Source organism: Desulfitobacterium sp., assembly GCF_034927245.1.
Classification (GTDB): Bacteria; Bacillota; Desulfitobacteriia; order Desulfitobacteriales; family Desulfitobacteriaceae; genus Desulfitobacterium_A.
In genome coordinates this window covers 112,709-124,041 of record NZ_JAYFQK010000024.1, presented here as the reverse complement: position 1 = coordinate 124,041, position 11,333 = coordinate 112,709, and the positions used below count along the sequence as shown (strand labels likewise).

The following is an 11,333-nucleotide window of genomic DNA, read 5'->3' as shown; positions in this document are numbered from 1 at the left end:
ACAAATACCCCTTTAGGGGTGGCAAAGGTGGCAAAGACAAGTAGCTTGAACGTATGTGAAAGCCAGCGTCTTTAGGCGCTGGTCAGTAACAAAGGCTTATAGCCTTATCCCAAACCACCCGTTGGACGGGTGGTGATGATTGTTAAAGAAACAAATTGAATTTTAAATGATGCTAGTACATAATAGATTTAGTAATTCTAATCTTGGAGCAGTACAGCAAGCCTATTCGTTATAAGATAAAAGTGAGGTTAGAGAATGATAAATTTAAATACAATACATGGTTTTTTCGCAGGAACGTTGATGCAATCGATAAAATCGCACGCCAAATCACAAACGAATAATCAACTCATCCATGTTCTTTCCACAGCTATTGAATACAAAGATGAATATAATAGAGGGCATTCCATGCGGGTTGCTAATTATGCCGAAGAGATTGCAAAGGAGATGGGACTATCTCAAAACTTTGTCGATACAGTATATACTGCCGGTTTATTGCATGATATGGGTAAGATCGTTGTGCCGGATAGTATTTTGCATAAGCCAAGCGAGCTAACAGAGGAGGAGTTTGCGCAAATTAAAAGGCATGTAGAATATGGCGTGAATATCTTGCAGAAAACGGATAGATATAACGATGTAATTCCAATGATAATGGATCATCACGAGCGTTGGGACGGCTCAGGATATCCGGCGGGCAAAAAAGGAAGCGAAATCAGCCTGGGAGGACGAATTTTAACTGTTGCTGATTCCTTTGATGCTATGACTTCTGATCGGTCTTATTCTAAATCTATAAATGAAGGAGATGCATACCGAGAATTAAGAAACTGTAGTGGCAGTCAGTTTGATCCCCAAATAGTACAATCCTTTTTGCAGGTAAGAGAAGGAATTATTAAAAATTAGATTGTATAGAAACGTGCTTTCCTCAAGAAGGATGAAGAAATTTATTCCTCCTTAGGAAAGTTTTTTTAATCACTATTAAACGGTTCACTATATTGTTTTAACGTATTTTTTGAAGATAAATCATCTTCAATATAATATAACTATTTTGGGAATTTAAGGAGGAAAATGCGGAAATAAGTAGAAATATAAAATATAACGAGGAAATTACCGGGAGCGGATTAATATGGAATACAAGTTTACTGAATTAGTCGATCTATCTTGTTTTAAAAACTGTTTAGTAAGTTTATTTGCCATCTCAAATCCCGTTTTGAAAATACTTGATACTGATGGTAAGATTCTGCTTTCATTTGGTTGTCAAGAAATATGTAAAAAATATCATCAGGCAAATTGTAAAACGGCATCAATATGCAGAAAAAGTGAAAGGTATATGAAAAACTATCTTAACAGCGATGAACCCTATAAATGTTTTACCTGTGAGAATGGGTTAATTGATGCGGCAACCCCAATTTTGGTTAATGGAGAACATGTGGCAACTGCTATCCACGGTCAGTTTTTATTTGAAGAGCCTGACCTGGAGAAATTCCGGAAGCAGGCTAAAAAGTATGGATTTGATGAAAAAGAATACCTTGAAGCCCTTGCTAAGGTGCCGATTTATGCCAAGGCAGAATTGGACTCCGTTATGCTCAATATTCGTCAGCTAATAGAAACAATGGCCCAAAATGGGTTAGATCATCTTCGGCTTTTACAATCGGAAAGTGAAACGCGATTGATGACGATTATTAAAAATACTCCTTATATTGCAATTCAAAGCTATGATTTTAACGGTAATCTCCAATATTGTAATAAGGCATCAGAAAAAATGTTTGAGTGGGAAGACGATCCCCAAAAGAGCGAGAGCAAGAGGCCTATGATTTATGATAAAAAACTGGGCTCCGATTTTTCAAATTTAAAAAGGATTCATCAAACGGGAAAGGTGATTAAAGAAAAGGAATGGCTTTTCAGAGGCAAGGATGGAAGTGAAAAAACGATTTCATCGACCTTGTTTCCTATTAATTTCCCAGATGGTAAAAATGAATTGATAAGCATGGATATCGATATTACAGAGAAGAAGCATTTAGAAAGGGAGATCCAGCGTTTTGATCAATTAAAGCTCATTGGAGAAATGGCGGCCGGTATAGCTCATGAAATTCGTAATCCGATGACGACTATACGGGGTTATCTTCAATTGCTGCAAAATAGGAAGGAAATCCAAGATTTTAAAAGCCAATTCCAATTGATGATCGAAGAAATCGATAGAGCGAATGAAATAATTACCCAGTTTTTATCACTCGCCAAAACGAAGCCGGCAGAAACAAAATCGTGTAATTTAAACGATATCATTGCAAAATTATTTCCGCTCCTTCAAGCTGATGCATTTACGAAGAATATGGAGATTATCTTTGAACCCGGAAAAATACCCAATATCCATTTGAATGCGACAGAAATTCATCAACTGATTCTTAATCTATGCCGTAATGGGTTGGAAGCCATGAACGAAGGCGGGTGTATTACAATAAAAACTTTCGTTGAGGGACAGAATGTTGTTTTGGGTGTCAAGGACGAGGGATATGGCATACCCGTTGAAAATCTGGATAAGCTGGGTAAACCGTTCTTTAGTACAAAAGATAACGGGACCGGACTGGGACTAGCCAGTTGCATCAATATTGCCACGCGTCATAATGCAATAATTGATATTGACAGCAGCCCAACGGGTACAACATTCTCCGTCCGGTTCGTCTGTGATGAATGTGTGTGATTGTGGGCTCTTTTAGTACCTTTGCAGCCCAGGAATTGGGTGAAGGAGCAGGATTTGTGGTTGGGTGGATAAAAGCTAAAACCAGGGGCTATTGCAATAGTCCACAATTATGTGCGCACGAAAACGGGGCTGTTTTACAACAGCCCCGTTTGTCTCGCATCTTATATTTTGTAAGTATTATTTTGCGGCTTTAGCGGCTTCAAGAATTGCAGTAAGATAGCCTTGGGTATCGGTTAGGGTGGAACCGGTTACGGTGTCTACAGGCAACTTTTCTTTAGGTGTATCTTTAAGAATTTTTTCAAGTTCGGAGATTGTTTTTCCTGTTGCAAAATCTTCAATAGCATCTAAGTTCTTTTCATAGGGAATAGTAGAACCTGCTTTTGTCTTCATATTGCCGCCATAGTATTCTGCATTGACTCTTTTTGAAGCGAGAACGTTTTTGGGATCGGCAAAGCCCTGAGCGAAGTCCTTATCGGAGTTAGGAACTCCTTTGGCAACGTCTGTACTCATGAATTGATAATCGTCAATTGAAGCACCAACAATCTTATCTCCTTGGACAGCGGCAACAGTACCAATTGCGACAGCTTTGGTCCCATGAGCAGCCCAGTCAACACGTCCCATTTTTATGGGTTCAGCTGCCGCTTGTTGAGCGGGTCCTGTATTAGCGGGTGCAGCCGTTGGTTGGTTTCCACAACCGGCAAGGCTTCCCATTAAGCCTACAGCAAGGACTAGTGAAAGAACTTTTTTCATATTCAGCCCTCCAATTTATAGTAAATATTGCTTACATTTAATAATTTAGCATAAATAGTAAGATTTGTCTATGTGAAAATGATAATTATTATTACATTCATTATAATCCATTTAATGGTGATTTATCTATATAATTATAAAATTTGGAAAAACTAAATTAAAATCATATAAAAGTTAAAGAAAACACCCTCAGAAAATAAGATTCCTGAGGGTGTTCTTCTTTAGCTTTTAGCTTTTAGCTGAGCAGATCCCGGTTTGTTAATTTCAGCAGAAGTTCCGATTGTTTCGCCCATTAACACATAACTTTCATAGCCAAGTTTGGTCTGTTCAATAATATCCTTGTCAATTCTCACTTTACATGATTCGAAGAAAAGGATTACAGTTGAGCCGCCAAATTTGAAATAGCCTTTTTCATCTCCGCGCTTAACACGTTGGTGGGGAGTATATGTCTGGATAATTGAACCGACACATGTCGCTCCGACTTCAACGTATAAGACCTCACCAAAATGATCAGAATGAAAAGTACTCCATTCTCTTTTATTCTCACAAAAAACTTTCTCGACCTTCTGAAGGGCAACCGGATTAACGGAGTAGTAAGCTCCTTTTATCTTTTGTGTACTCTCGCATATTCCGTCATCGATAAAATGAAAGCGGTGATAATCTGTAGGACATAGTCTTAGGATTAAACAAGTCCCTTTGCTGTATTTTTCGGCGATCGCGTCATTCCTAATCAGTTCTCGAAGGCTGTATGTGAAGCCTTTGACTTGGACCAAACTGTCCATATCGATATTTTCATATGCAAAAAGCCTGCCATCACCGCATGAAATAAGGGAAAGGCTGTCAGTATCAATTTTACGCGCATTTGATTTTAATTTTCGATGAAAAAAGTCATTGAAAGACGTAAATTCATCGATATCTTTTTCGGCGGTTGAGATATCAATATTAAATTTATGAATAAACGGATCAACTTTTTTCTTACTAATTCTTCTGTTCAAATACCAGCCATAAAAGCTGGAAAACGCTCTTTTCTTAATAACGGCTTCTAAAAGCTTCATGCCTGTCGCGGAGGAGTATGTCCATGTAAGAATCCGTTCCCCGGCAACCTGTTCTGTTTCGTAGGATTTTTTCTTTCGATTATAATATTTTATCAACGATGTCCCTCCCATAGAAGATATTGTAAGTTATTTTTGGGAGTTGAGAAAGGGGTAAATTCATGTTTTTTTACGAAAGGCGAATTGAGATTGGGAAAGGGATATTACCCCTGTGAAGGTAAAGATTCGAAAAAGTAGTCAGTGAAACGTCTTGAAAGTTTTTGGAAATAATAATATAGTGATACGCAGAAGCACCCGCGGGCAGGTGCTTTTTCATACTAACAGACTTAGTTTTTCAAACCAAAATTACGGGGATGTGAATAGATTGAATTTCTTTGAAAGTCATGAATCGTTGACAGCCCTTGAATGGATCTTGAGAAGTATTGTCAGCTTCGCATTCTTATTGCTTATCGCCAAATCTATGGGGCAGCGCTCCATCTCTCAGTTAAGGTTTCTTGATTTTGTTATAGCTTTAGTTCTCGGAAATATTATAGCTCATCCGCTTTCAGATGAGCGGCTGGGATTACAAGGTTCAATGATTACAACATCGGTTCTGGTTATGTTATATATTACGGCAACGTGGTTGAGCTTAAAATCATCGTTGTTCAGGCGCTTTGTCGATCCGCCTCCGATTGAGCTTATAAAAAGCGGTGAAATAATGTATCAAAATTTATTGAGAGCCAAGATTTCTCTTGACTTTTTATTTTCGGAGCTTCGTAAGGGGGAAGTAAATGATATTCAAAAAGTCGCTCTTGCGATTTGGGAACCCGGAGGAACAATATCGATTTTTATGAACTCCCAATATCAGCCCATCACACCCGCTGATTTAAATATAGCGACTCAACCGTTCACCCTCATAAAACCGATTATCCAGGAAGGGAAAATTAACAACTCCCTTTTAAAAGAAATCGGCAAAGATCAGCTTTGGCTTCAGGGAAAAATCGGTCCGGTCACGAAAATCAGTGATGTCGTTTTAGCGACGATCGATGACAATGAGAATATACGTGTCTATTTAGACCCACGTAAGCCAGAACATGAGTGAGGAAGAGAAAATACATTTAAAAATGATTAAATGAGGAGGATTATACAATGGAGGAAAAAACAACAATTACGATTAAAAATAAGGAACAATATGAACGATTAATCATGGAAAAGGACCCCGTCATTTTATATTTTAGTTCTCTTAACTGTAATGTTTGTCAGGCAGTCTTTCCGAAGCTGATGATGTTGGTTAATGATTATTCAATTCCGGTTGCAAAGATAAATGTAGATGAGCAAATGGAAATTGCGGGACAATCTTTAGTTTTTACCGTGCCGACGATTCTCATAATGTATGAAGGCAAAGAAGTTTTGAGAGAAAGCCGATTCATTGATTTTTCTAATATTGCAAGAACACTTGAATTCATCTTCTGTAATAATATACAATGACTATAATAAAATTCGTAATTAATGAAGTAGAAGTTAAGGAGGAAAAAATGCATAAGATTCAAATGAAGGTTCCCTTAGTTGAGATGGATGGGGATGAAATGACAAGAATCATCTGGAAATCCATTAAGGAAATCTTGCTTCAACCTTATATCGATTTAAAAACAGAGTACTATGATCTTGAACTTCCGAAACGAGATGAAACTGAGGACAAAATTACAGTGGATGCCTCAATGGCGACTAAAAAATATGGAGTAGCGGTTAAATGTGCAACGATTACGCCTAATGCTCAGCGGATGGAAGAGTACCATCTTAAGCAGATGTGGAAAAGCCCAAATGGAACAATACGGGCGATCCTTGATGGAACCGTTTTTCGGGCCCCCATTATTGTAAAAGGGATTCAACCCTTGATTCCGACATGGAAAAAACCAATAATAGTTGCCCGTCACGCTTATGGCGATATTTATAGAAATGTTGAGTACAGAGTGGGTGAACCGGGTAAGGCCGAGCTTGTTTTTACCAATGAAAAAGGAGAAGAAACGCGTCAGACCATTTTTGATTTTCAAGGTAAAGGTGTCCTCTTGGGAATGCACAATCTTGATCATTCTATTGAAAGCTTCGCACGGTCTTGTTTCAATTATGCACTTGACGTGAAGCAGGATCTCTGGTTCTCCACGAAAGATACGATTTCTAAAATATACGATCATACCTTTAAGGATATTTTTCAGGAAATCTTCGATCAAGAATATAAAGAGAAATTTGAACAGGCTAATATTGAGTATTTCTATACTTTAATTGATGACGCCGTTGCCCGCGTGATACGATCCGAAGGGGGATACATTTGGGCGTGTAAAAACTACGATGGTGATGTTATGTCAGATATGGTGGCGACTGCCTTCGGAAGTTTAGCCATGATGACATCTGTGTTAGTTTCACCTGAGGGAAATTATGAGTTTGAGGCAGCGCATGGAACCGTGACGCGTCACTATTATAAGCACCTCAAGGGTGAAGAAACCTCAACCAATTCGATGGCCACAATTTTTGCCTGGACAGGTGCGCTGAGAAAACGCGGAGAACTGGATGGGCTAAATGAATTAGTTGAGTTTGCCAATCAATTAGAGGAAGCTTCATTAAAGACCATCGAAGCAGGTATTATGACGAAAGATTTGGCGCTTATTGCCGATATTCCTAACAAGAAAATTGTGAATACAGAAGGATTTCTCCTGGAAATTAAGAAGACACTGGACACGATACGCTAAACGAAGAGAATTAACGGAGGGACTGTCGCAAACGACCATAGGTTTTTGGCGATAGCCCCTTTTTCTTATGTCGTAAAAGAGAGAAATATGAGAAATAATTTGATAAGCCTTTCTTAATAGAATTTTTTGGTATAATGTAATAAGCATTTCTGAATTAGCGGGCATTGCCAAGTGGAATGAAAAGAAGTGGTGAAGAGGTTATAATGAAAAAAATAGAAAAAGTAATTATTGGGATTATATTATTATTGAGCATAGCCTCCCTGGGAATAATGACGGTTTCAAGATCCAATAGCCATAATAGCACTATTGTTATTCAAGTTAACAATAAGGTGGTTAGGGAAATACCTTTGAATTATTCGAGTGAAATTAAAACATATGATTTTAACTTTAACGGCAATACGGCCTATATAGAGTCTAAAGATGGGCGCGTGAGACTGCTTGAAATGAGCAAAGACCTATGCCCAAATTCCATTTGTTCAAACACCGGATGGATCAGTCAAACGTATCAATCCATAGTTTGTATGCCTAATCAGATCATAATTACGATTAAAGGAAGTGAAAAAGAAAAGGATAATGAAAAAGAAGATGGGATAGACATTGTTATTTAATGAGCAATCGGGAAATCAAGACTGGGTAACAGAAAGGGGTCGTACTTTGCTGCTGAATTTTAAAAAGCATACCATGAAAAGGTTAGCTTCAATCCTGCTGATGATTATGGCATCCGGACTAGTAACCGCATGCAGTGCCAATACAAACGCGAACCCTAAGGCAGACCAAAATGAGGCGTTTACAGCGGATGGTTTTGCAATGGGAACGGTCATTTCCCAAAAGGTCTATGGTCCGAATGGGCAAGCTGCAATGAGTGAGGCAATGGATAAAATAACGGATTTGGAAGTGCTTTTAACTTTTAATGCTCCGGAAGGGGATATTTATAAACTTAATGAAAATGCAGGAAAAGGAAGGGTTGAACTAAGTCCTGAAACAATAGAAATATTGAAGGAAGCTCAGAAAGTTTCAGAGTTAAGTGATGGGGCTTTTGATGTTACGGTAGGTCCGGTAGTCAAGAGCTGGGGCATAGGAACCGACCAAGAACGGATTCCCGCACCGGAGGAATTGCAAGCTTTGCTTCCGCTTGTTAATTATAAGGACTTGGAAGTCAATGAAACTTCAGCATTTTTAAAAAGAACAGGTCAAATGGTTGACCTGGGGGGGATTGCCAAGGGCTATGCAGGTGATGCAGCGAGAGACATTTATAAGAAGAACGGTATTAAATCCGCTTTTATCAATCTCGGCGGGAATGTTGTTACACTTGGCAATAAGCCTGACGGAAGCCCTTGGACAGTAGGCATACGAAACCCTCGCCCAGATACGAACCCGACCGGCGGCCAACCCATTCTGGGGACCGTTACCGTTACTGATAAAGCAGTAGTTACGGCTGGGGATGACCAACGTTACTTTGAAAAAGACGGCAAACGATATCACCACATTATTGATGCTCATACAGGATATCCTGCTGATTCCGATTTAATGAGCGTTACCCTAATTACGGATTCTTCTTTTGTAGCTGATGCTTTAGATACGGCAATATATATCTTAGGCTTAGAAAAAGGAAGGGAATTGATTCAGAAACAGGAAGGAATTGAGGCTGTCTTTGTTACCAGGGATAAAAAAATCTACGTCACTGAGGGACTGAAAGATAATTTTAAATTCCACGATGAAAGCAACACTTTTCAATATATTAAATAAAACGAGGATTTTTTATGAATAAAAATAAAAGGTATGCATTAATTATTATTCTCGTGACAAACGCAATTTTGATCTCATTCCTGGAATCATTTATCCCGATTCCCATTCCTGTGCCGGGCATAAAGCTGGGACTTGGAAATATTATTACAATGATTGCTATTGTCTTTTTAAGCTGGAAAGATGTTCTTTTTATCGTAATCGTACGCAGTTTTGTGGTAGCGATTTTGACGAGGGGCGTGATGATGCTTGCCTTTAGTTTAAGCGGCGGCATTTTGAGTGCTATCGTTATGCTTCTGCTATATAAAAAGTTGTCAAGGTTTTTGAGCATAAAAGGGATAAGTGTTGCGGGAGCTATTACCCATAATACGACTCAAATCTGCGTGGCATTGCTAATATTGGGGCAAGTTGTTGTTCTGTATTATCTTCCTGTTCTTTTAATTGCCGCTGTCGTTACAGGCTTAATTACCGGCAGCATCGGCGAAATGGCTATCAACGAGATTCAGAAAAAAGAGGTATTTAAGGATGAAATACCTCCCCATTGTTGAGGTGTCGGATATGGATGGACTAATAAAGTTTATCCTTGCTATACTATTAACAATTCTTCCCTTTTGGGTTCACAATTGGATAAGTATAGTCATATTGTCTGCAGCGTTAGTCATTATTACGCTAGTCTCGAAAATTAAACCCAAGACGCTGCTTATAAGTGCTGGTTCATATGGGATAATCGTGCTGATTCCTTATCTTTTTGGATTTTTAATCAATACCCTTGTCTATACATTTTCAAATAATATGATGTTTGCAAATCAGCAGGGGTTTTATGAAAGCTTCTTAAGATTATATCGCTTATTTATCATTTGGTATGTAAGTATCCTTTATTTTCATACCACTCCGATAGAAACGGTTATTGGTATGCTGGATCAACTTCTGACTCCCTTAAAATCGTTTGGGGTTCCCATTGAAGATTATTTGAAAGTTGTCATGTGTGTTGTGATTGAGCTTAAGTCAATGGGAACAGAAGTCAAGAAGAGCCTGGGAGACAGTATGCGTACAGCTATGGGGGAAAAGGGAAAAAGGTTTAAAATAAATCTCAAAGGAATTTCACAGATTATTGTTTCTTTGATCGTTGATTCGTTTGGAAAATTAGATAAGATTGAAAGCTTTGTTGAAAAAGTTAATCCCGAAGAGTTATTTTATTACAGCTTTAATATCACTAAAAGGGATGGACTTGTGGTACTGAGCTTTATGGTTCTCACCTCTTTGGTATGGTTGGTAGAAAAGGGACATTGGGTATAGGGTCCTATTGAATGGGATAGCTCATGGTGATGCCTTGGATGTTGGCACATCATGAGCTTTTTTATGTTTATAATAAGTGCTTATTTGAACATTAACTTAATATATTTGAATAAAGTGCAAATAAGGGAGGGTTAATTATGAAAAAAGTAAAGGCGATTACTACGGTACTGGTTTTAACAACGGCATTGCTCATAGGGGGGTGTGGCGCATCTAAGACGGATCAGGCCCCGGGGACACAAACACCTGCGGCAGCGTCTCAAAAAGTTTCAGAAGTCAAGATTTACAAAGGGGTAGGTCAGACTGCTAATTTCCGGGTTGGACCCGGAGAGCTGTTTAGCATTAACTATGTGACTGCGAGTGCCTTATTCGATCAAGACGGGAAAATCATTGATATTTATTTTGATGCTCTGGAGGTCATGTCACCGAATGATACAGAGCATGTCGGTGTACCTAAATTTTCCGGCTGGCCCGGTCAAGCGGCCTATTTAACGGCAGCAGCAAATACAAATGAAACGGCAATTAAGGAGCTTGAAAATTGGAAATCAAAGCGTGAACGGGGTGATAAAAACTATGGCCTAAATTGGTCCGAACAGATCAATAATTACCAGAAATTCATGAAAGGTAAAACGGTAGCTGAAATTGAGCAATGGTTTGCTAAATATACGTCCGATCTTAATGGACGCCCATTAACCGAAAAATCAAGCAAGCCTGAGGATGTTGCGAAATATGCTAAGCTTACGGCTGATGAGAAAAAAGCATTAGAATCTGATGTTACTTCCGGTTCAACAATAAGTCTTAAAGACGGGCATGGTGATTACATTGGGGCACTGAAGAAAGCTTATCAAAATAAAGCAGAAGTAACAGTGCCTGTTAAATAATCTTCTTGGATCAAATGGATAAAAGTTAAACTCAAAAAGGGCTCACAAAAGTTTTACGGGCCCTTTTTACATTTCTCTAAAAAACACCTTGAATCTGGGGTGTGTTTGAACCGCGGACGCCTCTTCAACCTTGCTTATTGCAATATTTGTTTATATACTATTCTCATGGCTATTGTAATCGATCATTGCCGAGAGGCAT

At 38.7% G+C, this 11,333-nt stretch carries 12 protein-coding genes; 10 read left to right on the top strand and 2 right to left on the bottom strand.

Annotated features, from left to right (window positions below; genetic code table 11):
* The first annotated feature begins 255 nt into the window (after positions 1-255).
* Complete coding sequence (locus VB077_RS07360) at positions 256-897, top strand: HD-GYP domain-containing protein (RefSeq protein ID WP_323414575.1); 642 nt, start codon at positions 256-258, stop codon at positions 895-897.
* A 223-nt stretch (positions 898-1,120) separates the two neighbouring features.
* The gene (locus tag VB077_RS07355) at positions 1,121-2,692 is read left to right on the top strand and encodes a PocR ligand-binding domain-containing protein (RefSeq protein WP_323414574.1); all 1,572 of its coding nucleotides are present in this window, start codon (positions 1,121-1,123) and stop codon (positions 2,690-2,692) included.
* Between the two features lie 177 nt (positions 2,693-2,869).
* Here VB077_RS07355 and VB077_RS07350 read toward each other — a convergent pair whose 3' ends face one another.
* Entirely contained in the window at positions 2,870-3,442 is a 573-nt protein-coding gene (locus tag VB077_RS07350; protein ID WP_323414573.1) for a hypothetical protein, read from the bottom strand.
* A gap of 221 nt (positions 3,443-3,663) precedes the next feature.
* Positions 3,664-4,593: a phosphatidylserine decarboxylase gene (locus VB077_RS07345; protein WP_323414572.1), complete on the bottom strand. Its 930-nt coding sequence runs from the start codon at positions 4,591-4,593 to the stop codon at positions 3,664-3,666.
* Between the two features lie 265 nt (positions 4,594-4,858).
* On the opposite strand from VB077_RS07345, the gene VB077_RS07340 reads away from it, so the two are divergent.
* The 8 genes from VB077_RS07340 to VB077_RS07305 all read left to right on the top strand — a co-directional run bounded on the left by VB077_RS07340 (position 4,859) and on the right by VB077_RS07305 (position 11,134).
* On the top strand, positions 4,859-5,575 hold the full coding sequence (locus VB077_RS07340; RefSeq protein ID WP_323414571.1) for a DUF421 domain-containing protein: 717 nt from the start codon (positions 4,859-4,861) through the stop codon (positions 5,573-5,575).
* Positions 5,576-5,622: 47 nt separating this feature from the next.
* Positions 5,623-5,961 (top strand): thioredoxin family protein, encoded by a 339-nt coding sequence (locus VB077_RS07335; RefSeq protein WP_323414570.1) that lies wholly within the window; start codon positions 5,623-5,625, stop codon positions 5,959-5,961.
* A 47-nt stretch (positions 5,962-6,008) separates the two neighbouring features.
* Entirely contained in the window at positions 6,009-7,217 is a 1,209-nt protein-coding gene (locus tag VB077_RS07330; RefSeq protein ID WP_323414569.1) for an NADP-dependent isocitrate dehydrogenase, read from the top strand.
* A 203-nt stretch (positions 7,218-7,420) separates the two neighbouring features.
* Complete coding sequence (locus VB077_RS07325) at positions 7,421-7,825, top strand: NusG domain II-containing protein (RefSeq protein WP_323414568.1); 405 nt, start codon at positions 7,421-7,423, stop codon at positions 7,823-7,825.
* 73 nt (positions 7,826-7,898) lie between these two features.
* A complete protein-coding gene (locus VB077_RS07320) occupies positions 7,899-8,963 on the top strand; it encodes an FAD:protein FMN transferase (RefSeq protein WP_323414579.1) in 1,065 nt (354 codons plus the stop codon).
* Between the two features lie 14 nt (positions 8,964-8,977).
* Positions 8,978-9,508, top strand: a complete 531-nt coding sequence (locus tag VB077_RS07315; protein ID WP_323414567.1) for a Gx transporter family protein — start codon at positions 8,978-8,980, stop codon at positions 9,506-9,508.
* The gene (locus VB077_RS07310) at positions 9,486-10,256 is read left to right on the top strand and encodes an energy-coupling factor transporter transmembrane component T (RefSeq protein WP_323414566.1); all 771 of its coding nucleotides are present in this window, start codon (positions 9,486-9,488) and stop codon (positions 10,254-10,256) included. The genes VB077_RS07315 and VB077_RS07310 overlap by 23 nt, the downstream gene beginning before the upstream one ends.
* Before the next feature lie 137 nt (positions 10,257-10,393).
* Positions 10,394-11,134 (top strand): FMN-binding protein, encoded by a 741-nt coding sequence (locus VB077_RS07305; protein ID WP_323414565.1) that lies wholly within the window; start codon positions 10,394-10,396, stop codon positions 11,132-11,134.
* The last annotated feature ends 199 nt before the right edge of the window (positions 11,135-11,333 follow it).